Annotated in this window: 20 protein-coding genes; 3 read left to right on the forward strand and 17 right to left on the reverse strand. The window is 68.1% G+C overall.

Annotation, left to right across the window (positions count from 1 at the left end; genetic code table 11):
- The first annotated feature begins 11 nt into the window (after positions 1-11).
- Complete coding sequence (locus ACH0BU_RS00720; RefSeq protein WP_145118405.1) at positions 12-1,172, forward strand: saccharopine dehydrogenase NADP-binding domain-containing protein; 1,161 nt, start codon at positions 12-14, stop codon at positions 1,170-1,172.
- 65 nt (positions 1,173-1,237) lie between these two features.
- On the opposite strand, the gene ACH0BU_RS00725 is transcribed toward ACH0BU_RS00720, so the two are convergent.
- From ACH0BU_RS00725 to parE, 3 genes are read right to left on the reverse strand one after another with little or no spacing between them, the layout of a single operon-like run.
- Entirely contained in the window at positions 1,238-1,549 is a 312-nt protein-coding gene (locus ACH0BU_RS00725) for a hypothetical protein (protein ID WP_500263496.1), read from the reverse strand.
- A complete protein-coding gene (locus ACH0BU_RS00730; protein WP_500263497.1) occupies positions 1,550-3,811 on the reverse strand; it encodes a ribonuclease R family protein in 2,262 nt (753 codons plus the stop codon).
- A gap of 31 nt (positions 3,812-3,842) precedes the next feature.
- Positions 3,843-5,822 (reverse strand): DNA topoisomerase IV subunit B, encoded by a 1,980-nt coding sequence (parE, locus tag ACH0BU_RS00735; RefSeq protein WP_500263498.1) that lies wholly within the window; start codon positions 5,820-5,822, stop codon positions 3,843-3,845.
- Between the two features lie 162 nt (positions 5,823-5,984).
- Here parE and ACH0BU_RS00740 point away from each other — a divergent pair, with 162 nt between their 5' ends.
- On the forward strand, positions 5,985-6,848 hold the full coding sequence (locus ACH0BU_RS00740; RefSeq protein WP_125945484.1) for an outer membrane protein: 864 nt from the start codon (positions 5,985-5,987) through the stop codon (positions 6,846-6,848).
- A 147-nt stretch (positions 6,849-6,995) separates the two neighbouring features.
- Here the strand turns inward: ACH0BU_RS00740 and ACH0BU_RS00745 are convergent, their stop codons facing one another.
- Positions 6,996-7,715: a GcrA family cell cycle regulator gene (locus tag ACH0BU_RS00745; RefSeq protein ID WP_500263499.1), complete on the reverse strand. Its 720-nt coding sequence runs from the start codon at positions 7,713-7,715 to the stop codon at positions 6,996-6,998.
- 69 nt (positions 7,716-7,784) lie between these two features.
- Here ACH0BU_RS00745 and ACH0BU_RS00750 point away from each other — a divergent pair, with 69 nt between their 5' ends.
- Positions 7,785-8,651 carry an ABC transporter permease gene (locus tag ACH0BU_RS00750; protein WP_046409299.1) on the forward strand — a complete coding sequence of 289 codons (867 nt, stop codon included), beginning with the start codon at positions 7,785-7,787 and terminating at the stop codon, positions 8,649-8,651.
- Between the two features lie 7 nt (positions 8,652-8,658).
- On the opposite strand, the gene ACH0BU_RS00755 is transcribed toward ACH0BU_RS00750, so the two are convergent.
- The 13 genes from ACH0BU_RS00755 to ACH0BU_RS00815 form a co-directional block, all read right to left on the reverse strand.
- Positions 8,659-9,837, reverse strand: a complete 1,179-nt coding sequence (locus ACH0BU_RS00755; protein WP_500263500.1) for a deoxyguanosinetriphosphate triphosphohydrolase — start codon at positions 9,835-9,837, stop codon at positions 8,659-8,661.
- Entirely contained in the window at positions 9,834-11,915 is a 2,082-nt protein-coding gene (locus tag ACH0BU_RS00760) for a tetratricopeptide repeat protein (protein WP_500263501.1), read from the reverse strand. The genes ACH0BU_RS00755 and ACH0BU_RS00760 overlap by 4 nt, the downstream gene beginning before the upstream one ends.
- Before the next feature lie 113 nt (positions 11,916-12,028).
- Positions 12,029-13,555 carry a cell division protein FtsZ gene (gene ftsZ / locus ACH0BU_RS00765; RefSeq protein WP_136450621.1) on the reverse strand — a complete coding sequence of 509 codons (1,527 nt, stop codon included), beginning with the start codon at positions 13,553-13,555 and terminating at the stop codon, positions 12,029-12,031.
- Between the two features lie 108 nt (positions 13,556-13,663).
- Positions 13,664-14,923: a cell division protein FtsA gene (gene ftsA, locus ACH0BU_RS00770; protein ID WP_046409295.1), complete on the reverse strand. Its 1,260-nt coding sequence runs from the start codon at positions 14,921-14,923 to the stop codon at positions 13,664-13,666.
- 51 nt (positions 14,924-14,974) lie between these two features.
- Positions 14,975-15,904, reverse strand: a complete 930-nt coding sequence (locus ACH0BU_RS00775; protein ID WP_500263502.1) for a cell division protein FtsQ/DivIB — start codon at positions 15,902-15,904, stop codon at positions 14,975-14,977.
- The gene (locus ACH0BU_RS00780; RefSeq protein ID WP_500263503.1) at positions 15,901-16,896 is read right to left on the reverse strand and encodes a D-alanine--D-alanine ligase; all 996 of its coding nucleotides are present in this window, start codon (positions 16,894-16,896) and stop codon (positions 15,901-15,903) included. The genes ACH0BU_RS00775 and ACH0BU_RS00780 overlap by 4 nt, the downstream gene beginning before the upstream one ends.
- The gene (murB, locus tag ACH0BU_RS00785) at positions 16,863-17,792 is read right to left on the reverse strand and encodes a UDP-N-acetylmuramate dehydrogenase (RefSeq protein ID WP_500263676.1); all 930 of its coding nucleotides are present in this window, start codon (positions 17,790-17,792) and stop codon (positions 16,863-16,865) included. Before murB ends, ACH0BU_RS00780 begins: the two co-directional genes overlap by 34 nt.
- 5 nt (positions 17,793-17,797) lie before the next feature.
- Positions 17,798-19,216, reverse strand: coding sequence for a UDP-N-acetylmuramate--L-alanine ligase (murC, locus tag ACH0BU_RS00790; protein WP_500263504.1), 1,419 nt, complete (start codon positions 19,214-19,216; stop codon positions 17,798-17,800).
- A complete protein-coding gene (murG, locus tag ACH0BU_RS00795; protein ID WP_500263505.1) occupies positions 19,213-20,358 on the reverse strand; it encodes an undecaprenyldiphospho-muramoylpentapeptide beta-N-acetylglucosaminyltransferase in 1,146 nt (381 codons plus the stop codon). Before murG ends, murC begins: the two co-directional genes overlap by 4 nt.
- Complete coding sequence (locus tag ACH0BU_RS00800; RefSeq protein WP_500263506.1) at positions 20,355-21,581, reverse strand: peptidoglycan glycosyltransferase FtsW; 1,227 nt, start codon at positions 21,579-21,581, stop codon at positions 20,355-20,357. Before ACH0BU_RS00800 ends, murG begins: the two co-directional genes overlap by 4 nt.
- A complete protein-coding gene (gene murD / locus ACH0BU_RS00805) occupies positions 21,578-22,882 on the reverse strand; it encodes a UDP-N-acetylmuramoyl-L-alanine--D-glutamate ligase (protein WP_500263507.1) in 1,305 nt (434 codons plus the stop codon). Before murD ends, ACH0BU_RS00800 begins: the two co-directional genes overlap by 4 nt.
- A complete protein-coding gene (gene mraY / locus ACH0BU_RS00810; RefSeq protein ID WP_500263508.1) occupies positions 22,879-23,949 on the reverse strand; it encodes a phospho-N-acetylmuramoyl-pentapeptide-transferase in 1,071 nt (356 codons plus the stop codon). The genes murD and mraY overlap by 4 nt, the downstream gene beginning before the upstream one ends.
- On the reverse strand, positions 23,949-25,322 hold the full coding sequence (locus ACH0BU_RS00815; protein WP_500263509.1) for a UDP-N-acetylmuramoyl-tripeptide--D-alanyl-D-alanine ligase: 1,374 nt from the start codon (positions 25,320-25,322) through the stop codon (positions 23,949-23,951). Before ACH0BU_RS00815 ends, mraY begins: the two co-directional genes overlap by 1 nt.
- Between the last annotated feature and the right edge of the window lie 42 nt (positions 25,323-25,364).

A 25,364-nucleotide genomic window follows, 5' to 3' on the forward strand; every position in this document is an offset into this window, starting at 1 on the left:
GAGAGACAGAGATGACGACCGACTTCGACGTGATCGTCTATGGCGCGACCGGCTATACCGGGCGGCTGGTGGCGGAATATATCGCGCTGACCTACCCCGCGGGCGTGCGCTGGGCGATGGCGGGGCGCTCGCTCTCCAAGCTGGAGGAAGTGCGCGGGGAGATGGGCATTTCGGCCGACGTGCCGCTCGTCACCGCCAATGCCGACGATCCTGCATCGCTGCGCGCCATGTGCGAGCGGACCAAGGTCGTGATCAGCACGGTCGGGCCGTATCAGCTGTATGGCAGCGACCTGGTGGCGGCGTGCGCGGCAACCGGCACGGCCTATGTCGACCTGTGCGGCGAACCGGCGTGGATGCGCCAGATGATCGACGCGCATGATGCAGAGGCGAAGCGCACGGGCGCGCGGATCGTGTTTTCCTGCGGGTTCGATTCAATCCCCTTCGACCTTGGCGTGCTGACGTTGCAGGAAGCGGCGGTCGCGCGGTTCGGGCGTCCGGCGCCCCGGGTGAAATGCCGGGTGCGCACGATGAAGGGCACCTTCTCGGGCGGGACTGCGGCGAGCCTGAAGGCGACGCTGGCGGCAGCGGCGAAGGATCCCTCGCTCGTCCCGCTGCTCGCCAGCCCGTTTGCGCTGACCCCGGGCCACAAGGGGCCGCACCAGCCGACCGGGCTGATCCCGGAATATGACAGCACGATTGAGTCCTGGGTCGCGCCGTTCGTGATGGCGCCGATCAACACCAAGAACGTCCACCGCACCAATTTCCTGCTCGGCCAGCGTTATGGCGACGATTTCGTCTATGACGAGATGGTGGTCACCGGGCTGGGCGAGATGGGCAAGGCCGCAGCGGAAGCGCTGACCAAGCTCAATCCCTTTGCCGACAACAAGGGGCCCAAGCCCGGCGAAGGTCCGACCAAGGAAGAGCGCGAGAGCGGCCATTATGATGTGCTGTTCATCGGCCTGATGCCCGATGGCACGCGGATCGACGCCGTCGTCACCGGCGATCGTGACCCCGGTTATGGATCGACCAGCAAGATGCTGGCGGAGAGCGCGATGTGCCTGATCGAGGATGTCGCGGGCGAAGGTGGCATCTGGACGCCCGGTGCGCTGATGGGCGAGCCGCTGCGCAAGCGCCTAATCGCCAAGGCGGGCATGACCTTTACCGCCAACTGAGCAGCGGGTCTGGAACGACCGGCGGCCGGGACCGATAGTCGCCCACGGCCGCCAGTCAGGTGAGGTCAGCGGCCGAGCGCGAGCGCGCCGGCGGCAGCGAATCCGGCGACTGCGACGGCACCGAGCAGGCGCGCCAGTTCCTCCTTGCGGAAGTGGACCAGCGCCTGTTCGTTGAGCCAGTACAGATGCTCGCCCTCCTGAACCACGGCGCGGAACTTCACCATGCGTTCGAGCAGCCGGGCCTCGCGGCGGCTGAGCGGGGCCAGCAGGGTCGCGTTCGCCGGCTTGATCGCATTGACGGCGCGCAGCCGCTCGACCAGTCGGTCCTGCGTGCGCGTGGTGTAACGCTCACCCAGACGCATCACGATGTTCGCCATCTATCGTCTCCCACCCTTGTGCCGAATGTTGCCAGGCCGACCGCGACGCTTCAGCACGCGCGGCGCCTTCGACCCAGCACCGTCGCGGCGTGATGGGCGGGCGCCCTTCCCTTCCTCAAGCTCGAAGCGGAGCGCACCGGACACCGGATTGGCATCCGCCAGCCGGAGCTTCAGCCGCATGCCCAGGGTATATTCGTCGCCGCTCGTCTCGCCGACCAGGCGCTGCCCGGCCTCGTCATAACGGAAATATTCCTGCCCGAGGTCGCTGATTGGCATCAGGCCGTCACCGCCCACCCCCTCGACCGTGGCGAAGAAGCCGAAATTCTGGATGCCGGTGATGCGCGCATCGACCACTTCCCCCACCCGTTCGGCGAGGAAGGCGGCGACATAGCGGTCGATCGTCTCGCGCTCCGCCTCCATCGCGCGGCGTTCGAGCTTGCTGATCGTTTCGCCCAGCCGCTCGAAATCCTCGTCGCCGTTGAGGCCGCCGGGGCCAAGGCCATAAGCGCTGGTCAGCGAGCGATGCACGAGCAGGTCGGCGTAGCGCCGGATCGGCGACGTGAAATGGCCATAGGAGCCGAGCGACAGGCCGAAATGGCCGTGATTGGCCGGCGCATAATAAGCCTGGGTCTGGGAGCGCAGGATCTGCTCCATGACTTGCGGGCGGAAATCGGCGTCGCCGACCCGATCGATGATATGATTGAAGGTCGCGGGCTTGATGACCTGACCCAGCGCAAAGGGGACGTCGAAGGTCGCGAGATATTCCTTCAGCGCCACCAGCTTCTCCCGCGCCGGCGGTTCGTGGACGCGGTACATGACGGGGGCCTTCTTCGCCTCCAGCGCCTTGGCCGCCGCGACATTGGCGGCGATCATGAAATCCTCGACCAGGCGGTGCGCATCCAGTCGGTCGCGCGGCGCGACGGAGAGGAGGCGGCCCTTTTCGTCCAGCGCCACCTGCCGTTCGGGAAGGTCGAGCGCCAGCGGCTCGCGCTTGTCGCGTGCGGCGGCGAGCAGTGACCAGCACTCCCACAGGTCCTTCAGCGCGGCCAGGATCGTGGCGCTGTCCCCGGCAGGCGCGCGCCCGTCCACGGCGGTTTCGAGCGGCAACGGCGAATCCGCGTCGATCGCGGCCTGCGCATCCTCGTAAGCGATGTTCTGCGCGATCCGCACCACCGCGCGCGAGAAGCGCCAGGTCTTGAGCGCGCCAACCTTGCTCACCTGAAGGTGGCAAACGAGCGCGGCGCGATCCTGCCCCTGTTTCAGCGAGCAGACGTCGGCCGACAGCACCTCGGGCAGCATCGGGACGACGCGATCGGGGAAATAGACCGAATTGCCGCGCCGCCGTGCCTCACGGTCGATCGCCCCGCCGGGCCGCACATAGAAACTGACGTCGGCGATTGCGACCAGCGCGCGATAGCCACCGGGGTTGCCGGGATCATCATCGGGCGTGGCCCAGATCGCATCGTCATGGTCGCGCGCGTCGGCGGGATCGATCGCGACGATCGGCAGATGAGTCAGATCCTCCCGCCCCTCGCCCAGCGGCTGGGCGGCGACCCGCTGCGCCTCGTCCAGCGTGTCCTGATCGAAAACGTTGGGAATGTCGTGCTTGTGGATCGCGATGAGCGAGAAGCTGCGCGGTGCGAAGGGATCGCCCAGCCTCTCGACGACCTTGGCAGTGATGCGCGGCGGGCGGCCGGCCCGTTCCGCCAGCACGAGATCGCCGGGCTGCGCGCCGCCGGCGTCCGAGACGGGAAATTCGCGCCGCTCCTTCTTCTCCACGCCTTGGAGCCACAGACGATCGCCCTCGCCGCGCAGAACGCCGATGATCTGCTCGGCGGCGGGCGCGAGCACCTTCATCGGATGGGCGATCCAGCCGCCGCCGAGTTCCTCGGTGCGCGCCAGCACGCGCATGCCGACGCCAAGGTCGCCGCGTCGCCGCTCGCGCACGCGGATGCGGGGCGCCGCGACCTCCGCCTCCCAGCGTTCCGGCGTAGCCCAGATCGCGCCGTGATCGTCGGCATCGACGATGCGCAGCACGGTGACCTTGGGCAGCCCGCCCATCTTGTGGAAGGCACGGCCGGGGGCGCTGTCGATCAGCCCCTCATCGGTCATGTCCTTGAGCAGTGCCTTCAGGCCGATCTTCTCCTGCGCGGTGAGGCCGAAGGCGCGGGCGATTTCCCGCTTGCCGGCGGGCGTATCGCTCGTGGAGATGAAATCGAGGATCTGCTGGCGGCTCGGGAGCCCTGCCTTTGGTTTGCGCATCGAGCCTAGATAGGAACTTGCGCCCCCCGGGTCACGCGTCGATCGCTTCTTCGTCCATCCGCGCAGCATTCTCCTGAATGAAGGCGAAGCGGTGCGCGGGATTGGTGCCCATCAGCCGGTCGACCAGATCCTTGACGCCCGCGCGCTCCTCATATTCCTGCGGCAGCGTGATGCGGATGAGGCTGCGGGTTTTTGGGTCCATCGTCGTTTCGCGCAGCTGACCCGGGTTCATCTCACCCAGGCCCTTGAAGCGCGACACCTCCACCTTCTTGCCGCGGAACGCCGTGCGCTCGATCTCGGCACGATGCGCGTCGTCACGCGCGTAGAGCGACTTCGCGCCGGAAGTGATGCGATAGAGCGGCGGCTGCGCCAGATAGAGGTGCCCGCGCCGGACGAGATCGGGCATTTCCTGGAAGAAGAAGGTCATCAGCAGGGTGGCGATATGCGCGCCGTCGACATCGGCGTCGGTCATGATGACGATGCGTTCGTAGCGCAGATTGTCGGGGCGGCATTCCTTGCGCGTGCCGCAGCCGAGCGCCTGGATGAGATCGGCGATTTCCTGATTGGCGAGGATCTTCGCACTGGTGGCGGAGGCGACGTTCAGGATCTTGCCGCGGATCGGGAGAATCGCCTGTGTCTTGCGGTCACGCGCCTGTTTGGCGCTGCCGCCGGCGCTGTCGCCTTCGACGATGAACAATTCGGTGCCGCCGGGGGCGTTGGCGGAACAGTCGGTCAGCTTGCCCGGCAGCCGCAGTTTGCGCGACGAGGTCGCCGTCTTGCGCTTGACGTCGCGTTCCTCCTTGCGGCGGAGGCGATCGTCCATCCGTTCCAGCACATAGCCCAGCAGCGCGCGACCGCGGTCCATATTGTGCGTGAGGAAATGATCGAAATGGTCGCGAACGGCCTTTTCGACCAGCCCGGCAGCCTCGGGCGACGTGAGCCGATCCTTGGTCTGCGACTGGAATTGCGGATCGCGGATAAAGACACTGAGCATCAGCTCGCTGCCGACCATCACGTCGTCGGCGGTCAGATCCTTGACCTTCTTTTCCTTCACCAACTCGCCAAACGCCCGCAGGCCGCGCACCAGCGCCTGGCGCAGGCCCTGTTCGTGCGTGCCGCCATCGGGGGTCGGGATGGTGTTGCAATACCAGGAATAGCTGCCGTCGGACCACAAGGGCCAGGCGACCGCCCATTCGACGCGGCCGGCCTCTCCCGGAAACTCCTGCGAGCCGGTGAAGAAATCGGCGGTGGCGCATTCACGCCCGCCGACCTGCTCGCGCAGGTGGTCGGCAAGGCCGCCGGGGAACTGGAACACCGCCTCTGCCGGCGTGTCGTCGGTGATCAGCTCGGGCGCGCATTTCCAGCGGATCTCGACCCCGGCGAACAGATAAGCCTTGGACCGCGCGAGCCGGTAGAGCCGTGCAGGCTTGAAGCGCAGATCGGGGCCGAAAATCTCCTCGTCCGGGGTGAAGGCGACCGACGTGCCGCGCCGATTGGGCGCCGCGCCGACATTTTCCAGCGGGCCGAGCGTCTGCCCCTTGGCGAAGCGCTGGCGGTAGAGCTGGCGATCGCGCGCCACCTCCACCACCGTGTCCGACGACAGCGCGTTGACGACCGAGACGCCGACGCCGTGGAGGCCGCCGCTGGTCGCATAGGCCTTGCCCGCGAACTTGCCGCCCGAATGGAGCGTGGAGAGGATCACCTCCAGCGCGCTCTTGTCCGGGAACTTGGGGTGCGGATCGACCGGGATGCCGCGACCATTGTCGACGATGGTCAGGCGATTGCCCGGCGCCAGCGTGACCTCGATGCGGGTGGCGTGGCCGGCCACCGCCTCGTCCATCGCATTGTCCAGCACCTCGGCGGCAAGGTGGTGAAGCGCGCGCTCGTCGGTGCCGCCGACGTACATGCCAGGCCGGCGCCGGACCGGCTCCAACCCTTCCAGCACCTCGATTGACGAGGCGTCGTAAGCGGGGGTGGGAGCGGCGGCACGGAACAGATCTGGATCAGCCATGCCCCTGCTATAGCAGAGCAGGTGCGCCTCGTGACCTGTTGCCGCGCTGCAACACATTTTTCCCGTTTCGGCACAAACACGCGCTGGCATGCATCCTTTCTACCGCCTGCCCCGTTCGGGCCTCCGCATGTGTTTGTTGTGTAAGTAACGAAAGGGTTGCGTATGAAGTCCTTGTTCCTCGCGGGCATTGCCGCCGCTTTGGTCGCTCCGTCGATCGCCTCCGCGCAGACGGCCGACGAAGATGGCTTCTCCGGCGTCTATATCGGCGCAGCCGGCGGCTATGATGTCCAGCCGAACGATCGTGGCTCCTCGATCCTGTTCGACACCAATCTCGATGGCCGCTTCGGCGATGCGGTGAACACCGCCGCTGGCGCCAACGCCTTCGCACCGCCGGTTGGCGGCTTCTGCAACGGCCGCGCGCTGGCCGGCACGTCGCCGACGAACCCGACCTCGCCCGCGGCCTGTGCCAAGGACAAGGACGGCTGGGCCTATTATGGCCGCATCGGCTATGACTATCAGCGCGGCGGGCTGGTCCTCGGTGCCGTCGGTGAGTTCGGCAAGAGCGAGATCACCGACAGCGTGTCGGCCTTCTCCAGCACGCCGGCCTCCTACGTCATGACCCGCTCGATCGACTGGGAAGCATCGATCCGTGGCCGCGTCGGCTACACGCCGAACAACCGCACGCTGTTCTACGGCACCTTCGGTCCGGGCTATGCCCGCATCGACCGTGAGTTCTCCACCACCAATGCGGTGAACGGCTTCTCCGAATCGGGCAAGCGCAACCACTGGGGCATCACCGGCGGTGGCGGCATCGAGCAGAAGGTCGCCAACAACGTCTCGCTCGGCCTTGAGTACATGTACCACCAGTACAAGGACGACGATTACCGCGTCCGCGCCGGCAACGCTGGCGACACCGCGGCGAGCAATCCGTTCCTGCTGGTGAATGGCAGCGGCACCGACTTCCGTCGCAGCGACGACAAGTTCCGCTGGCACTCGATCCGCGCGACGGCGGCCTACCGCTTCTAAGCGGCACTGCGGTGACCGGGCGGGGAGTTCGCCCGGTCATCCAGGGTCTGCCATCCCCCTGACGGGCGAGCGGCAGATCGGAGACAAAGAAAAGGGCCGCGGCGAGCATCCTCGCCGCGGCCCTTTTCTATTTGCCTGAGCGCGTGCTCAGCGCATCCGCGGGCCACCGAAGGGCAGCGGCGCGGCGCGGCGATCGCGGCGCGGGAGCTGCGCCTGATAAGCGTGGCCGCAATGTTCGACGCAATAGGGAAAGCCGGGGTTCACCTTCTCACCGCAGAAGTGGAAGTCCGGCTCACCCGGATGGCCGAGCGGCCATTTACAGACCTTGTCGCTGAGATCGAGCAGGCTGGTCTTGCCGGCAATCTCCGGCGACGGCTTGGCCGGAACCAGGCGGCGCGGCGGTGCCGGGGTGCTGGGTGCCTGCTGCTCACCGGGGGCCTGACGCACGAAGCCGCCGGGACCGACCGAGCGGACCATGCGCATCGATTCGGGCGACCGCTCCGGCTCGAGCGGGGTGGTGATGGTGATCGGCTTGGGCGCGGACACCTGTGTCACCGCCGGCGTTGGCGAGGCTGCGCGCGGCGCGGGGGCCGGCGGGGGAGCGGGTGGCGGCGGCGCCGGGGGTGGCGGCGGCGCAGCGACCACGGGCTCGGGCGCCGGCTTCGCGGCGGCGGCAGCAGCGGCAGCCTTCGCCTCCGCGTCCTTCGACACGACCGGCGACGGACGGGATTGCAAGCCCAGACGGTGCGCCTTGCCGATCACGGCATTGCGGCTGACCCCGCCCAGCGCCTCTGCGATCTGGCTGGCCGTCTGGCCGCCTTCCCACATCTTGCGCAGCGTATCGATCCGTTCCTCGGTCCAGGACATCGGTCTTGTCGTTCCTTCACTTCTTGCGCCGGTTGCAGCGGGCGGCGGCAGCGACTACGCGAACACGCGATGAGCAGCCACCCCCCACTTGGCCGGACGTCCGCCGACCATCACCGTTCCTTGATCAGGAGCGCACCCGGTGTTCCGTCAATCCGCAACGTGAACTGGGGTGGCCTGAAGACCTTATATGTGAAGGAGGTGCGGCGGTTCTTCAAGGTCCAGCTGCAAACGGTCTGGGCGCCGGCGATCACCACGCTTTTGTATCTGGTCATTTTCACCGTCGCGCTGGGCGGGCGGAGCGAAGTGCACGTTGGCGGCTCGACCGTCGCCTTCGCCGATTTCGTCGCGCCCGGGCTGATCGTGATGGGGATGCTCAACAACGCCTTTGCCAACGCCAGCTTCTCGCTGCTCGTGGGCAAGATTCAGGGCACGATCGTCGATTACCTGATGCCGCCGCTGTCTACCGCCGAGCTGCTGACCGCGCTGACCGGGGGCGCGGTGACGCGCGCTTTCCTTGTCGGCCTGACCGTCTGGCTGGCGATGTCGCTGTGGCCCGGCGTCCATGTCATGCCGGCGCATCCGCTGGCGGTGCTGTGGTTCGGCCTGCTGGGATCGGTGTTCCTCGCGCTGATCGGCGTGCTGACGTCGATCTGGGCGGAGAAGTTCGATCATGCCGCGGCGGTGACCAACTTCGTGGTCGCGCCGCTGACGCTGCTGTCGGGAACCTTCTATTCGGTCGATCGCCTGTCGCCGGTGTTCCAGGCGATCAGCCACGCCAATCCGTTCTTCTACATCATCTCGGGCTTCCGCTACGGGTTCCTGGGGATCGCCGACTCCCCCGTCGCGCTGGGCAGCGCGGTGATTCTGGCGCTCGACATCGTGCTTGGCCTCATCTGCTACACCTTGCTGCGGCGTGGGTGGCGGCTGAAGAACTAGGCGTCGGTCAGAAGCCCTCGGGCATGTCGATCGGGCCGATCACGCGGGTGTATTCGCGCACCGCATAACGATCCGTCATCCCGGCGATGTAATCGGCAATGTGGCGGCTGAGCCCGGGTTCGTCGGCGGGCAGCGTGCTGCGCCACTCGTCCGGCAACAGCGCGGGATCGGCGCGGAACGCGGCAAACAGCCCCGCCACGATCCGGTGCGCGGCGTCGGCCGCCTCCAGTTGTCGCGGATGATGATAGAGGTTGGCGTACATGAACCGCTTCAGGTCGCGTTCCGCAATGCGCATCTGATCGGAGAAGGCGACCAGCGCCCTCCCCGCGGCCCGGACATCATCGACGATTTCGACACCGGACGACGCGATGCGCGCCTTTGTCTCGGCGATGAGATCATTGACCATCACGCCGATCTGACTGCGGACGAGCTCGCGCGCCTGCCGCCGCTCACTGACGTCGGGGAAGAGCGAGCGGACGCGATCCCAGCCGGACGCGACGAGCGGCACGGCGAGCAGCTGGTCGACGCACAGCAGCCCGGCGCGCAGGCCATCGTCGATGTCGTGATTGTCGTAGGCGATATCATCGGCGAGCGCGGCGACCTGCGCCTCGAGACTGGCATAGGTATCCAGTTCGAGCTGCGCCTCCTCATCCGCCTGCCGCAGCGCCCATCCCGGATGACGTGCGGGGCCGTTGTGCTTGGCAAGGCCCTCCAACGTATCCCAGGTGAGGTTGAGGCCGTCGAAGCGCGGGTAAGCGCGCTCGATCCGCATCAGCGTGCGCAGCGTATGGCCATTGTGGTCGAAGCCGCCGACGTCGGTCATCGCGGCCTTCAGCGCGTCCTCGCCGGCATGGCCGAACGGGGGGTGGCCGATATCATGGGCGAGGCAAAGCGCCTCGGTCAGATCCTCGTTCAGGCCAAGCGCGCGCGCGATGGTGCGGCCGATCTGCGCCACCTCGAGGCTATGAGTCAGCCGGACGCGGAAATGATCGCCGTCGGGGGCGAGGAACACCTGAGTCTTGTGGCGCAGGCGGCGGAAGGCGATCGAATGGACAATACGGTCGCGATCGCGCTGGTAATCGTCGCGGGGACCGCGCTCGCCGGCCGCTCCGGACTTGCTTTGTTCTTTATGAAGGCGACCTCTGCTGTGCGCCGGGTACGATGCCCATGGCGCAATCACCGTCACTTGGCAGGAAGCCTCGTCATTTTCTGGCCCTTCTCGCTGGTGAAGGCGAAGGCGGACACCCCTTGTTTGGCGAGGGTATTGATGAACTCGCGCGCCTCCGCATCGGTCTTGAACGGACCGGTCACGACGCGATTGGTGAAGCGCAGCGGCGTGGTATAGGCGGCCTTGCCCTTGAGCGCGTCGGCCTTCTTCTGCGCCGCGGCCCAGGCCTTGGGCAGGTCATCCTTGTTGGCGCCGCCCGCGACCTGAACCCAGATGCGCGACGGTTCTGCCTTGGCGGCCTTTGCTTCCTCGGCTGCCTTCTTCGCCTCTTCCGCCTTCTTTGCGTCGGCCAGCTTCTTCGCGGCGGCCGCCTTGCGCTCTGCCGCGAGCTTCTTGGGATCGGGCGCGGGCGGTTCCTTTGCCGCCGGGGTCGGCTTGGGCTCCGGCTTCGGCGTTGCCGCTGGCCTGGGCGACGGCGCAGGCGTCGTGGTGGTCGGCGCTGGAGCCTGCGGCGGCGTGGCGGCTTCGCTCACGGGCGCGGGGGCGGGCCGCGGCGGCTCCGGCGGACGCACCGGGGCGACGCCGAGCTCCGCGCCGGGAATGGTGATGCCAGCCATGATCCGGGCGAGGATCGTATCCTCGCTGACCGCGGGACGTGCCGGGATCGGCGCGGCGTCGGCCGTGTCGACGCTGCGCGCCAGCGGGGTCGCGGCCGTCGTCGCCACGGAGGTGGGTGCAGGAGTGCTCGGCAGCGATGGCGGCGGCGTCGTTGCTGGCAGGGTGGTCGCGACCTGAGCGCGGGGCGGCACATAGGCGGGGCGCGCTGGCGCGGGGGTATATGCCGGGGTGGCGCTCGCGACCGCGGTGGGTGCCGGCGTTGGTACCGGCGTTGGCGTTGCCAAGGTGGTTGGCGCCGGAGCCGGCTGGCTGACGGTGGGAGCGGTGGTCGCGGCGCGGCCGAGGTCCTGAACCACCGGCTTGGGCGCGGCGAATTCTACGCCGGCGTAGCGGGGCGGCTGGAGCGTATCGGCCGTTGCCCGTGCCGGGTTGGCCTGCTGGCGGCTCGCAATGGCCACGGCCGGCGCCGGGGTTTGGCGGGGCCGTGAACGGGCCGCGCGCGCGTCCGCGGCACGCTGACGCTGCTGCGCCAGGGCAAGTTCGCGGGCGCGCTTCGCCTCTTCGCGCGCGAGGCGGCGCTTGGTGCGGGCGTCGACTGGCGCCGTGGCAGCCGGTGCGGGAGTTGCGGCGGCGACCTGGACCGGCGGGCGCGCTTCGGGTGCGAGCGGCGGGAGCGCCGGTGCCATGCGCGCGTCGGCCAGCCGCTGGGGCGTCGCGCGCAATTCGCCGAAATGGACCGCAAAGGCGCGATCGACCGGCGACAAGGCCTCAAGCCGGGAGAAAAATGGCGACAGCGCGGCGCCCATGCCGCGCGGCATCATGGTGCTGGCGATCTTCTGCGCACCCGGCACGTCGCCCGTCATCGCGAGGACGAAGGCGCGCACCCGCCAGGCGCTGCGGTCGTTGCGGCGCAGCTGTGCGTCGATGGCGTCGAGCGCCTCCTTGCGGCGGCCGCTGATGCCGAGCGAGAGCGCGTAGCGGCGCTGCACTTCCTCGTCGGGCGATGCCTTCAGCGCGACGCGATAGTCGCGCTGGGCGCGTTCCTGTTCGCCGATCAGATCATAAGCAAGGCCGCGGTCGCCGGCGAAGGTCGCCGGGCTGAGGCCATAGCCGACCGCCTGGTCGAAATAGCGCAGCGCCTCGCCGGGACGCTGCTGCGTCACCAGGATCCGCGCCATGCCGGCCTTCACGCGGCCGTTCATCGGATCGACGTTCTCTGCACGCTTGAACAGCGAGGCGGCGGCGTTGACGTCGCCAAGCTTCAGCGAAAGCTCCCCGGCGGTGATCAGCGAGCTGAGATCGCGCGGATTGGCACCGAGGCGGCGCATCGCATCAGCAAGCGCATCAGCGTCCGGCGTCGGCCGCGGGGCCATCTGACCGGGGAGGCTTTGCACCATCTGCCCCGGCGCGGCCTGGGCGAGCGCCTGGGGCGAGCCAGCGAGGGCCGCGGCAAGAATCAGGGGGCGAGAAAAAGACATGAGCTGATTGCGTTAGAGACGAAGCGGGATGAACGGGCAATGAGTCCCATTACCTGCCGCGCCAGGACGCACGGGGCGGCCGACGAATGCCGGCCGCCCGGAGCTTTGGTTCGTTACTGGTTGTTCTGGCGGTGCAGGAAGCGCGGGATGTCGACCTGATCCTTCGATTCCGCATCCTCCGCGCGCGGCGTGCCACGCGAGGCGTTCTGCATCCGCTCGAACAAGGTGCCGCCAAGCTTCACGCGCGGCTGGGGCGGAACCTCGTCAGCGGCTTCGTTGCCGCCGGAAAGCCAGCGACGGCGCGGCGCAGCGGCCGGCTCGTCATCGCCGAACACGCGCGGCTGGGCAGGCGCCGCCGTCGGGGCGGCCGGAGCCGGCACGACGGTGTCACTGCCGAGCAGCAGTTCGTCCGAAGCCTCCTGCTCGACGGCGCGAGCAGCCGGGGACGGCTCGACCGCGGGCGTTGCGCCGGGCGTCGGTACACCACCTGCCATCGCGCCGGCAGCAGCACCGGTGGGCTGCGGCGCGGGCGCCTGGACAGGAGCGGCGGCCGGGGCGGCGGGCGCAGCCGCGGCAGGCGCAGCGGTTGCCGTCGGCGCGGGCGTTTCGATGCGACGCGGTGCTGAGAAGCTGAACGCGCGAGCGGGCTCCGCCTCCGGCGTTTCGGCCTGCTGCACAGCCTCGATCCCGGTAGCGACGACCGACACGCGGATGCGGCCTTCGAGCTCCGGATTGAACGCCGAACCCCAGATGATGTTGGCTTCGGGATCGACCAGTTCGCGGATGTGGTTCGCCGCCTCGTCCACCTCGAGCAGGCGCATGTCCTCGCCGCCGGTGATCGAGATGATGACGCCCTTCGCGCCCTGCATCGACACGCCGTCGAGCAGCGGGTTGGCAATCGCCTTCTGCGCGGCGACCAGCGCGCGGTCGTCGCCTTCCGCCTCGCCCGTGCCCATCATCGCCTTGCCCATCTCCTGCATCACCGAGCGGACGTCGGCGAAGTCGAGGTTGATGAGGCCCGGCATGACCATGAGGTCGGTGATGCCGCGAACGCCCTGCTGCAGCACCTCGTCGGCAAGCTCGAACGCCTGCTTGAAGGTGGTGTTGGCGTTGGCGATCAGGAACAGATTCTGGTTCGGGATGACGATCAGCGTGTCGACGAACTTCTGCAGTTCCTCGATGCCCTGATCGGCCGACTTTCCGCGCCGCTTGCCTTCAAAGGCGAACGGCTTGGTCACGACACCCACGGTCAGGATGCCCATGTCGCGCGCAGCCTTGGCGATGACCGGTGCGGCGCCAGTGCCCGTGCCGCCGCCCATGCCGGCAGCGATGAAGCACATGTGCGCGCCCTCGAGCAGCTTGGCGACCTGCTCGATCGTTTCCTCGGCCGCGGCACGGCCGATCTCCGGCCGGCTGCCCGCGCCAAGACCCTGGGTGATCTTGGCACCCAGCTGGATCTTTTGCGGTGCGATCGACTGCTTCAGCGCCTGCGCGTCGGTGTTCGCGACGAGAAACTCGACGCCCTGCACGTCCGCCCGCATCATGTTGGCAATCGCGTTGCCACCAGCACCGCCGACGCCGATCACGGCGATCTTCGGGGTGAGCTCGTCCACGTCGGGTGCAATGAATTCGATGCCCATCGCCAATTTACTCCGTCAGTTCGGGCACCAAACACTGGCCCGTCATCGCCATTAATCTTAGTGCAACACAACGTCGCCGCGTGCCAGCCGAAAAGCAGCGCGGGGCGATCAATAATTCGCCTTCGCCGCCTGGAACAAACGCTTCAGCGCGCCGAGCCCCTTTTGCCGCACGACCATCTGCTGCTGCGGCACGAGGCCACGCAGGTCGACAGGGTCGGATGCGGCAAAGAATGCCAGCCCGGCGAGCGTGGCGAAACCCGGGCCGCCATGCGCATCGGGCAGACCGACCAGCCCGCGCGGCCGGCCGACGCGCACCGTGCGCCCGAGCACCTGCTGCGCGTAATCGGCAATGCCCTTCAGCTCTGCACCGCCGCCCGTCAGCACCACCTGGCGACCGACGGGGCCTTCGAACTTCAGTTCCTTCAGCGCGGCCTGCACCTCGTTGATGAGATGTTCGAGCCGGGTACGGATGACCGAGATCAGCGCCGCCTTCGTGATCTGCAGCGGATCGGTATCGTCATCGGCACGGCCGGGACGAATCGCGATCATCTCGTGATTGTCGCGCGGCGATGCATTGGCCGAACCATGGAAGCATTTCATCCGCTCCGCCTGGCTGCGCGACGTGCCAAAGGCAGAGGCGATATCGTCGGTGATGTCGCACGCGCCGACCGGGATCGACTTCAGGCCGACCAGCATCCCGCCCGCGAACAGCGACACATTGGTCATGCCCGCGCCGATCTCCACCAGCGCGACGCCGAGATCGCGCTCCTCCTCGCTGAGGCAGGCGAGCCCGGTCGCGACCGGCGAGGCGATGATCGACTTCACCTCGAGATGCGCCGAGCGGACGGTGAGATCGAGATTGCGCACCGGCGAGCCATCTGCCGCGATGACGTGGATGTGGACGCCCAGCCGATCGGCATGGAGGCCGAGCGGCTTCTTCACGCCGGTCAGGCCATCGAGCGTGTAGAGCGCGGGCTGCGCATGGAGCACCATGCGGCCCTGCGGATCGATCGCCGAGCGCCCTTCCTGCAGGAGCGCGTCGATATCCTGCTGCTCGATGCGGTGGCCGTTCAGCTCGACCTCGATGAACGCCTCGTCGCTGACGAGCCCGCCGGCGGAGAAACCCGCCCAGACATTCTCGATGTTGAAGCCGGCGATCCGCTCCGCCTGCGCCACCGCCTCGCGCACGGCGACCTCGGTCAGCGCCATGTCGGCGATATAGCCGCGCTTCACGCCCTTCGATTCGCGCTGGCCGGTGCCCAGCACGACCAGTTCGCCGCCGTCGCCACGCTGGGCGATCATCGCGGATACCTTCGACGTGCCGATATCGAGCGCGGTGATGATGCCTTCCGGTGCCGCTTTCGCCATGCCCTGTACCCCTGTTCCCTGCCCCGAGAATGTGGCCCTATTACCCGTGTCTTAGACTTCGTCGATGCGTTCCAGTCGCGCGCTCTGGATGGCGGGTCCGGCGGCAGCGCCGGTGCCTGATTCCGGCACCGCCTGCTCCATGTCCGTCCCCGGCTTTCGCGCGACCAGCTTCGCCGGATCGCGCATGTCGAAGCGCAGCCAGCCCTTGCCCAGCAGCGACCGCGCGCCGTCCAGCTCGGCGAACTTGACCAGCGCGGCTGCGGCGCCTTCCTGCGGCAGCGCCAGCGTTTCGCCGGTGTCGAAGGTCAGGTCCCAGCGGCGATTGCCGACCCAGCTTGCCGCCTTGATCCGCGGCTTGAGCGCAGGCGCGGCGGCGAGCAGGCGCTGGTAATTCGCCTCCTGCCGATCGGCGCCCGGACCGATCACCAGCGGCAGATCGGGCATGCGGTTGCGATCGACCGGCTCCAGCGGCACGCCCTTCGCGTCGATCAGCGTCAGCTGGCCACCGTTCTGCCAGACCGCCGCGGGCTCGCGCTCGACGATATGGATCAGCAGGCGATCGGGTAGCCGCCGCGCGACATAAGCGTCGGCGATCCAGCCATAGGCGAGCAGCCGCTCGCGGATCAGGTACAGGTCGACGCGCAGCATCGCCTTGGGCTGATCCTCAAGCGCGACGGCATAGACCGTTTCGCGGTTCATCCGCTTGATGCCGGTGATGTCGACACCCTCGACGTTGAGGCCAAGGCGCCCGGTGCTGTCGGCGACCGCGGTGCCGATCGCGGCCGGCACGCCGAACCATGACGCGGTGGCGAGTGCGGCCGCCCCGCCGAGCCCGAGGATCGACCAGGTCACCGCACGGCGCAACGCCACCTCGCTTAGCGGCAGGGCAGCGATCAGGCGGTCGCCGAGCGACTTCTTCGGCGGACCGCGACGGACGGTCGGCCGGCGCTGCGGTGCGCCGCGGGTGATCGACCGGCTCATGGCGTCCCCTCTTCCATCGTCGCGCCACTCTTCATCGCGCCGTCCTTCATCGCCTCGTCGACGATCGCCTGGACGAGTTCGGGGTAGCTGATGCCAAGATGGCGCGCCTGTTCGGGCACCAGGCTGAGCGGGGTCATGCCCGGCTGGGTGTTCACCTCCAGCAGGAACAGCCCCTCGACGCCGCGCTCGTCATCCCAGCGGAAATCGGCGCGGCTGCAGCCCTTGCAGCCCAGCAGCTCATGCGCGCGCAGGGCGAGCGCCTTGCACGCCTCGGTGATCTCGTCGGGCACCGGCGCGGGGAAGATGTGCTCGGTCATCCCCTCGGTATATTTGGCGTCGTAATCGTACCAGCCGGACTTGGGACGAAGCTCGGTCACGCCGAGTGCCTTGTCGCCGAGCACGGCGGTAGTGAGCTCGCGGCCGCGCACATAAGGTTCGGCAAGAAGCTGGTCGAACTCCTGCCACGGGCCCCTCGCCTCGCGGCTGATCGGGTGACCGTAATTGCCGCCATCAGTGACGATCGCGACGCCGACCGAGGAGCCTTCGTTGACCGGCTTCAGCACATACGGGCGCGGCAGCGGATCGGCGGTGTACAGATCCTCGCTGGCGACGATACGGCCGCCGGGCATGGGCACGCCCTGCGGCACCAGCGCCTGCTTGGTCAGCACCTTGTCGATCGCGATGACCGAGGTGGCGAGGCCGCTATGGGTGTAGCGCAGCCCCATGATGTCCATCAGGCCCTGGATCGAGCCATCCTCGCCTGGCGTGCCGTGGAGCGCGTTGAATACGAGGTCGGGCGCCGCCTCAGCCAGCCGGGCGGCGACGTTGCGGTCCATGTCGATGCGGGTGACGCGGTGGCCGAGCGATTCGAGCGCGTCGGCGATGCCGTTGCCCGATGACAACGACACCTCGCGCTCGGCCGACCAGCCGCCCATCAGCACGGCGATATGCAATTGGCTCACGATGCCACCCCCACGCGCTGGATTTCCCATTCGAGGGTCACGCCGCTCTTCTCCTTCACGCGCCGCCGCACGTCTTCGCCCAGCGCCTCGATATCGGCGCTGGTCGCCTGCCCGAGGTTGAGCAGGAAGTTGGTGTGCTTCTCGCTGACCTGAGCGTCGCCGCGGCGAAGGCCACGGCAGCCGGCCTCATCGACGAGCGCCCAGGCCTTGTGATCCGGCGGGTTCTTGAAGGTCGAACCACCGGTCTTCGAACGCAGCGGCTGCGAGGCCTCGCGGCTGGCGGCGATGCGGTCCATCTCCTCCTGGATCGCCGCCGGATCGCCCGGCTGGCCACGAAAGGTGGCGCTGACCACGATCGCGCCGACGGGCAGCTCCGAATGGCGATAGCTGTAGTGGAGGTCGGCGGCAGGCAGCGTCACCACCTCTCCCGATCGCAGCACGACGTCGCATTCGACCAGGATGTCGGCAGTCTCGCGGCCATAGGCCCCGCCGTTCATGCGCACGAATCCGCCGACAGTGCCGGGGATCGAACGCAGGAACTCGACGCCCGCGATGCCGGCGTCGCGCGCGGTGGAGGAGACGAGGATCCCGCTGGCGCCGCCGCCGCAGCGCAGCGTCGTCGGGTCGATCACCGCGACCTTTGCAAAGGGCTTGCCGAGACGCACGACCACTCCGGGTACGCCGCCGTCGCGAACGATCAGGTTCGAGCCGAGGCCGAGCGGCAACACCGGCACGGCGGGGTCGAGGTTCGCGAGGAACTTCGCCAGATCATCTACGGTCGCCGGTTCGAGCAGCCATTCGGCCGCGCCGCCCGACTTGAACCAGACGAGCGGTGCGAGCGGCGCGTTTTGCGTCAGGCGGCTCTGCACTGGCGCGCGGGCGGTCGCGGCGTCTTCGGTGCCGGGTGCTGGGGTGGTTTCGACCATCGCGCTCACCGCCGTGCCTCGATCGCGGGTGCGAGGCCTGCGGCCCATTTGGTGATGTCGCCAGCGCCCAGGCAGACGATCTGGTCACCAGGGCGCACCTCCTCGGAGAGGGCGGTGGCGAGTGCATCGGCATCGGCCACCATCGCCGCAGCGCGATGGCCGCGATGGCGCAGTCCGCTGACCAGCGCCTCGGCATCGACGCCGGGCACCGGCGCCTCACCCGCGGCATAGACCGGGGTCACATAGACGGCGTCGGCATCGTTGAACGCCCCCTGGAACTCGTCCATCAGATTGCCGAGGCGCGAGTAGCGGTGCGGCTGTACGACGGCGATGACGCGTCCCTGCGCGGATTCACGCGCGGCGGCGAGGACGGCGCGGATTTCCACCGGGTGGTGGCCGTAATCGTCGATCACCGCGGCGGTGCCGCCGTCCGCGAACGAGACCTCCCCAACCTTGGTGAAGCGGCGCTTCACGCCGTTGAACTTCTCGAACCCCTTCTGGATCGTCGCATCGTCGATGCCGAGTTCCAGCGCGACGCCGATCGCGGCGAGCGCGTTCTGGACGTTGTGGCGGCCGGGCATGGGCAGATCGATGCCCTCGATCGAGCGGGTGGTGCCGTCACGATGGCGGATGATCGCCTCGAACCGGTTGCCGCCGGGATAGGGCGACACATTGACGCCGCGCACATCGGCGCTGGCGGCGAAACCGTAGGTCACGATGCGGCGATCGCGGACGCGCGGGATCAGCGCCTGCACCTCCGGGTGATCGAGGCACAGCAAGGCCGCGCCGTAGAAGGGCACGTTCTCGACGAACTCGACATAGGCGTCCTTCGCCCGGTCGAAGCTGCCATAATGGTCGAGATGCTCGGGATCGATGTTGGTCACCACCGCGATCGTGCCGTCGAGCCGAAGGAAGCTGCCGTCGCTTTCGTCCGCCTCGACCACCATCCAGTCGCTGTCGCCGAGGCGCGCGTTCGAGCCGTAGCTGTTGATGATCCCGCCGTTGATGACGGTGGGATCGACCCCACCCGCGTCGAGCAGCGCGGCGACCATCGAGGTGGTCGTCGTCTTGCCGTGCGTGCCGGCGACCGCGACGGTCGATTTGAGGCGCATCAGTTCGGCGAGCATTTCCGCGCGGCGGACGACCGGGATACGCTGGCTGAGCGCGGCCTCCACCTCCGGATTGCCGCGCTTCACCGCGGTCGAGGTGACCACGACGGCGACGCCATCGACGTTGGCCGCATCATGGCCGATCGTGACCTTGATGCCGCGTTCGCGCAGGCCCTCGATCACATAGCCCTCGGCCACGTCCGAACCCTGCACGGTATAGCCCAGGTTGTGCATCACCTCCGCGATGCCGGACATGCCGATCCCGCCGATACCGACGAAGTGGATCGTTCCGATGTCCGTAGCGACGCCCTTCACGCAAATGCCTCCTTCGGCTGAGCCACACCCACCGGCACCGGTGCACGGGGTGCGTCCAGACTTTCCACCAGATCCGCCAGATCGCGCGCGGCGTGCGGCTTTCCGCAGGCCTTGGCGCGCGCGGCGGCGTTTTCGAGCGCGGTCGGATCGAGACCCAGCTTCTGCATCTGCTTGGCAAGCTCGGCCGGGGTGAAGGCGCTCTGCGGGATCGTGCGGGCGCCGCCGGCGGCGGTGATCTCGCGCGCGTTCGCCGTCTGGTGATCGTCCGTCGCGCCGGGCAGCGGCACCAGGATCGCGGGCCGGCCAGCGGCGGTCAGCTCCGAGATGGTCGAGGCGCCAGCGCGCGCGATCACAAGATGCGCCCAGCCGAGCTGTTCGGGCAAGTCGGGCAGATAGGTGGCGAGATCGGCGGCAATCTCCAGCTCGGCATATTTCGCGCGGGCGGCGTCGATATCCTCGATGCGCGCCTGATGCGTCACCTGAAGCCGGCGGCGAAAGGCGAGCGGGAGCATGGCCAGCCCCTCGGGCACGACCTTCGACAGGACGCTGGCGCCCTGTGAGCCGCCCGTGACGAGCAGGCGGAAGATCCCGTCTTCCTCGAGCAGCGGATAGGGCTGTGTGCGCAGCGCCAGCACGCTGTCGCGCACCGGATTGCCGATATGGTGTGCCTTGGCCTCAAACTTCGGCTTCAGCCGTTCGGTTTCGGCATAGGACGTCGCAATGGCGTCGACGCGGGGGGCGACGAGCCGGTTGACGCGGCCAAGCACAGCATTCTGCTCATGCACCGCTGTCGGGATCTTCTCCGCAAAGGCGGCCGCCAGCGCAGGGAAGGCGGGATAGCCTCCGAAGCCGATCACCGCCGCCGGCTTGAAGGTGCGATAGAGCTGGCGTGCCATCGCGCGGCCGCGCCACATCTGGCGCGCGGCCTTCGCCCAGCCAAGCGGGCCACCGGCGATGCGGCCGGCGGGAAGCACATGGGTCTGCACATCCTCGAACAGGCCGGGGAAGCGAACACCGCGGTCATCGCTGACCAGCGCGACACGGTGGCCGCGGCGCATCAGCTCCTCGGCCAGCGCGGCGGCGGGAACCATGTGGCCGCCAGTGCCGCCGGCGGCGAGAACGAACTGCTTGGGCCGGGTCATGCCGCGCTCCCCCAGCGCGCCACATAGGGGCTGCGCAGCAGGAACGGGTTGCGACGGGTAAAGGTGAGCAGCAATCCCATGCCGATCGACAGCGCGATCATCGACGAACCACCATAACTGATGAAGGGCAAGGTCATCCCCTTGGACGGCGCAAGGCCGGTATTCACCGCCATCGAGATCAACGCCTGAAGGCCGAATTGCGTGGCGAGGCCGGACGCGGCGAGCAGTTTGAAGCTGTCCTGTTCGTCCAGCATCTTCACGAAGACGCGCGCGACGATGGCGAGGAACAGGATCGCGATCACCATGCAGGCGATGAGGCCAAATTCCTCCCCGATGACCGAGAAGATGTAGTCGGTATGCGCCTCCGGCAGGCCGAACTTCGACGTGCCGGCGCCCGGACCAGTGCCGGTCCAGCCGCCCGAGGTGAGCGTGCGGTGCGCGGCGTCGGTCTGGAAATGCGCGCCCTCCGCCTCGTTGGGATCGCGGAACAGGAAGCTGTCGATACGGGTGCGTGCCGTGCCGTAGAACATGTACGCTGCGCCAACGCCGAGCGGCGCCATGGCGATGAAGGCGGCGAGCGTCTTCGTCGGGGTGCCGGCGATGATCAGCAGCGTCATCCAGACGAGGCCGAACACCATCGTCTGGCCGAAGTCAGGCTGAAGCATCAGCAGCGCACCGACCAGCGCGGTCATGCCGAAGGTGATCGCGGTGAGCGGCAGCCCCTCCTCCTTGGTGCGCAGCGACAGGAGCCAGGCGATGGTGACGATGAAGCAGGGCTTCAGGAACTCCGACGGCTGGAACTGGGAGAAACCGACGCCGAGCCAGCGCTTCGCGCCGTTCACCTCGACGCCCACGCCGGGGATGAGAACCAGCAGCAGCATTACGCCGAACGCCGCTGCGCCGACGACCGCGCCGCGCCGCGCGACATGCACCGGCAGCATCGAGATGCCGATCAGGACGGGCAGCGAAACCAGCACCCACATGACCTGACGCCAGAAATAATAAAGCGGCGGGATCTTCAGCGCTTCACCCGAATAGCGCATCGCCGTGGCAGGCGAAGCGGCGGCGACCGACAGCAGGCCGACCGCAATCAGCGCAAAGGTGAGCAGCAGCAGCACGCGGTCGGTATCCCAGAACCACGTGCCGAGCGGCGAGCGATCGCCGCGTCCGCCGCGCTCCTTCAAGCGGCCGCGTAGCCCCTGCTTGGTCGCCAGATCGGTCAAGACAGCCCCTCCACCGTGTCGCGAAACACCTGGCCGCGATGTTCGTAATCGCGGAACTGGTCAAAGGAAGCAGCGGCCGGCGACAGCAGTACCGTGTCACCGGGCTGCGCCTGGCGCGCGGCGCTGGCGACCGCCTGTTCGAGCGTTTCGGCCTGTTCGACCGGCACCTTGCCATCAAGCGCGCGGGCGAAGACCGGGCCGGATGCGCCGATCGTATAGGCGCGCACGACATGGCCGAGGTGCGGCACGCAGGCGTCGAGATCATCGCCCTTACCCTTGCCGCCGACGATCCAGTGGACGCGGTTGAACGCAGCCAGCGCGGGCGCGGCGCTTTCGGGATTGGTCGCCTTGCTGTCGTTGACGAAGGAGACGCCGTTTACCTCGCCAAGCCGCTCCATCCGGTGGGGCAGGCCGCGGAAGCTTTCCAAGGCGCGGTCGATCGTGGCCTCGTCCACGCCAAGCGCCTGCGCGGCTGCAATCGCGGCGAGCGCGTTCTGCGCGTTGTGCGGGCCCTGAAGCGAAGGCCAGCGGGACTGATCCATGCACACGCCGGGCGCGATCTTGGTCAGATGCTCACCGCGGGCCGAGAGCGAACGGGCGATCTGCGCCGAGGGCGTGTCGCCGATGCCGATCACTGCCTCGTGTTCCGGCGACTGCATCGCGAACAGCCGGGCCTTCGACGCGGCATAGGCGTTGAAATCGGCGTAGCGATCGAGATGGTCGGGGGTGATGTTGAGCAGCACCGCGACGTCGCAGTTGAGGCTGGTCGTCAGATCGATCTGGTAGCTCGACAGTTCGAGCACATAGACGCCGGCGCCGCGATCGTTCGGCGCGAGCGGAGTCTGGCCGAGGATGGGCAGGCCGATGTTGCCCCCCATCGTCACCGGCAGGCCAGCGACGTCGAGGATGTGCGCGACCAGCGCGGTCGTGGTCGACTTGCCGTTGGTGCCGGTGATGCCGACGACCTTGTGCGCGGGCAATTCGGCGCGCGCCTCGGCGAACAATTCGATGTCGCCGATGATCGGCACGCCGGCCGCGCGCGCCTGCGCCGCGATCGGATGCGTGTTGAGCGGGACGCCGGGGGAGACGACGAGCCCGGCCGCGCCGGTCAGGTCGAGCGCTGCGATGTCGTGGACGATGACACCGTCGATCGCCTCCGCCTTCGCGCGCGCAGCCGCGTCCTGGTCCCACGCAACGACATAGGCCCCCGCCGCAGCGAGGGCGCGAACGGTGGCGAGGCCGGAGCGGGCGAGCCCCAGCACGGCGTAGCGTTTGCCAGCCCAGGCGGTCGAGACGATCACCGCAGCTTCAACGTCGAGAGGCCGGCGAGCGCCAGCACGAGGCTGATGATCCAGAAGCGGATCACGACGGTCGGCTCGCTCCAGCCGAGCTGTTCGAAATGGTGGTGGATCGGCGCCATGCGGAACACGCGCTTGCCGGTCCGCTTGTACCAGAACACCTGGATGATGACGCTCATCGCCTCAACCACGAAGAGGCCGCCGATGATGCCGAGCACGATCTCATGGTGCGCGACCACCGCGATGGTGCCGAGCGCGCCGCCCAGCGCGAGGCTGCCGGTGTCGCCCATGAAGACTGCTGCAGGCGGGGCATTGTACCAGAGGAAGGCGAGTCCAGCGCCGATCATCGCGCCGCAGAAGATCGCCAGATCGCCGGCACGCGCGACATGCGGGATGCCGAGATAGTCGGCGAACTTCACGTTGCCGACGAGGTAGGCGATCAGCATGAAGGCGACCGAGGCGATGATGACCGGCATGGTGGCCAGCCCGTCGAGCCCGTCGGTCAGGTTCACCGCATTGCCGAAGGCGACGATGGTGAAGGCGGCGAAGACGGGGAAGAACCAGCCCAGGTCTAGATAAAGCCCGTTGGTGAACGGCAGGAACAGCTGGGTCCCGTTTTCGTAGCTGATGATCCATGCGGCGGCGCCGGCGATGGCGAATTCCAGCAGCAGGCGGACCCGCCCGGGCACGCCCGCGGTGCTCGCCTTTCGCACTTTGTCGTAATCATCGAGGAAGCCGATCGCACCGAAGCCCAGCGTCACGAACAGACAGGCCCAGACGAAGGGGTTGCGCAGGTCCATCCAGATCAGGATCGACAGCGCAAGGCTGGTGAGGATCATCAGCCCGCCCATGGTGGGCGTGCCGCGCTTTGCCAGGTGAGTCTGCGGGCCGTCGGCGCGGATCGGCTGCCCCTTGCCCTGGCGGACGCGGAGCCAGCCGATGAAGCGCGGGCCGATGATCAGGCCGATGAACAGCGCCGTCGCAATCGCGCCGCCGGTGCGGAACGACAGATAGCGGATGAGGTTGAGAACACCCGGGAATCCGAGCTGCTCGGCGATCCAGTACAACACTATGCCATGCCCCCGGCGAGTGCCGCGACAACCCGCGACAGCCCGACTCCGTTCGATCCCTTGACGAGTACCGCGTCGCCCGGCGCGAGCATTCCGGGAAGAACCTCCAGCGCCGCCGCGGCGGTGGGCACATGGACGAATTTCACCCGGCCCTCAAGCGCTTGTGCGAGCGGCGCCATCGCTTCGCCGACCAGCAGCGCCATTTCGACGCGCGCCGCCTCGATCGGGTCCGCGAGCGCCTGATGGTAGCCCGGCGAGCCGGCGCCCAGCTCGCGCATTTCGCCCAATATCGCGACGTGGCGCCCGGCCTCACCGGCGAGCACCGACAGCGTCGCCGCCATGGATGCGGGATTGGCGTTGTAGCTTTCGTCGATCACGATCGCCTCACCCCCGTCGACCGGCGCGAGCAGCCGCGCGCCCCGCCCCGGCAAGCCGCCGAGTTCGGCGAGCGCGAGCCCGGCGAGCCCGAGATCCCCGCCCGCCGCATCCACCGCGGCGAGCACGGCCAGCGCGTTGGAGACCCAATGTGCGCCGGGTTGGCCAATGGTGAAGCTGAGTTCGCGATCCCCCACCTTTGCGGTGACGAAGGTGCCGCCGGTGCGCAGCGTCATCGTTTCGATCGGATGCACATCGGCCTGCCGATCGGTGCCGAAGGAGATGATCCGGCCGGCATAGGGCCGCGCGGCGGCGATCAGCCGGTCGCGGTGCGGGCTGTCGTAGGGGACGATCGCGACGCCGCCGAGCTCCAGCCCCTGAAAAATCTCTCCCTTGGCGTCCGCGATAGCGCTTTCGTCGGGGAAGAATTCGGTATGAGCAGGGGCGATGGTGGTCACCAGCGCGACATGCGGGCGGACCAGCGTGGTGAGGTGCGCCAGCTCGCCCGGATGGTTCATCCCCATTTCGAGCACGGCGAAGCGGCTGGCGGCCGGCATCCGAGCAAGGCTGAGCGGCACGCCGGTATGGTTGTTGTAGCTCTTGACCGAACGGTGCGCCTGACCCGGATCGCCGCGGTCGAGCGCCGCGAACAGCGCCTCCTTCGTCGAGGTCTTGCCCACCGAGCCGGTGACGCCGATCACCCGCGCCCCGGTACGGGCACGAGCGGCGCGCGCCAGATCCTCCAGCGCGGCGAACGTGTCCGCCACCCGCACGTGCGGATGATCAGTGTCGGCGGAGACGATCGCGCCGGCCGCGCCTTGCGCGAACGCCTGATTGAGAAAGCGATGCCCGTCGGTGGCTTCGCCAGCCAGGGCGACGAAGAGATCGCCGGGCCCTACCTCACGCGAATCGAACGCGATACCGCCGGCCGCGAATGTGCCGGAGGCGTCGCCCCCGGTGGCGGCGGCGATTTCGTCGGAAGTCCAAAGAGAGTCCATGCGGCCCTATACCACCCCGAATGCGCCGGTCGCGCGAAGATC

It is taken from the genome of Sphingomonas olei (assembly GCF_045369765.1).
Classification (GTDB): Bacteria; Pseudomonadota; Alphaproteobacteria; order Sphingomonadales; family Sphingomonadaceae; genus Sphingomonas; species Sphingomonas panaciterrae.

What these genes read in the sequence shown, in the direction of transcription:
- ftsA (WP_046409295.1), bottom strand. Translation starts at nt 14,923, where the DNA reads ATGGCGAAAGCGGCACCGGAAGGCATCATCACCGCGCTCGATATCGGC.
- ACH0BU_RS00730 (WP_500263497.1), bottom strand. Translation starts at nt 3,811, where the DNA reads ATGCGCAAACCAAAGGCAGGGCTCCCGAGCCGCCAGCAGATCCTCGAT.
- ACH0BU_RS00745 (WP_500263499.1), bottom strand. Translation starts at nt 7,715, where the DNA reads ATGTCCTGGACCGAGGAACGGATCGATACGCTGCGCAAGATGTGGGAA.
- ftsZ (WP_136450621.1), bottom strand. Translation starts at nt 13,555, where the DNA reads ATGGGCATCGAATTCATTGCACCCGACGTGGACGAGCTCACCCCGAAG.
- ACH0BU_RS00780 (WP_500263503.1), bottom strand. Translation starts at nt 16,896, where the DNA reads ATGGGAAATCCAGCGCGTGGGGGTGGCATCGTGAGCCAATTGCATATC.
- ACH0BU_RS00740 (WP_125945484.1), top strand. Translation starts at nt 5,985, where the DNA reads ATGAAGTCCTTGTTCCTCGCGGGCATTGCCGCCGCTTTGGTCGCTCCG.
- ACH0BU_RS00775 (WP_500263502.1), bottom strand. Translation starts at nt 15,904, where the DNA reads ATGAGCCGGTCGATCACCCGCGGCGCACCGCAGCGCCGGCCGACCGTC.
- parE (WP_500263498.1), bottom strand. Translation starts at nt 5,822, where the DNA reads ATGGCTGATCCAGATCTGTTCCGTGCCGCCGCTCCCACCCCCGCTTAC.
- murB (WP_500263676.1), bottom strand. Translation starts at nt 17,792, where the DNA reads ATGGTCGAAACCACCCCAGCACCCGGCACCGAAGACGCCGCGACCGCC.
- ACH0BU_RS00750 (WP_046409299.1), top strand. Translation starts at nt 7,785, where the DNA reads ATGAGCAGCCACCCCCCACTTGGCCGGACGTCCGCCGACCATCACCGT.
- ACH0BU_RS00720 (WP_145118405.1), top strand. Translation starts at nt 12, where the DNA reads ATGACGACCGACTTCGACGTGATCGTCTATGGCGCGACCGGCTATACC.
- ACH0BU_RS00725 (WP_500263496.1), bottom strand. Translation starts at nt 1,549, where the DNA reads ATGGCGAACATCGTGATGCGTCTGGGTGAGCGTTACACCACGCGCACG.
- ACH0BU_RS00815 (WP_500263509.1), bottom strand. Translation starts at nt 25,322, where the DNA reads ATGGACTCTCTTTGGACTTCCGACGAAATCGCCGCCGCCACCGGGGGC.
- ACH0BU_RS00760 (WP_500263501.1), bottom strand. Translation starts at nt 11,915, where the DNA reads ATGTCTTTTTCTCGCCCCCTGATTCTTGCCGCGGCCCTCGCTGGCTCG.
- murG (WP_500263505.1), bottom strand. Translation starts at nt 20,358, where the DNA reads ATGACCCGGCCCAAGCAGTTCGTTCTCGCCGCCGGCGGCACTGGCGGC.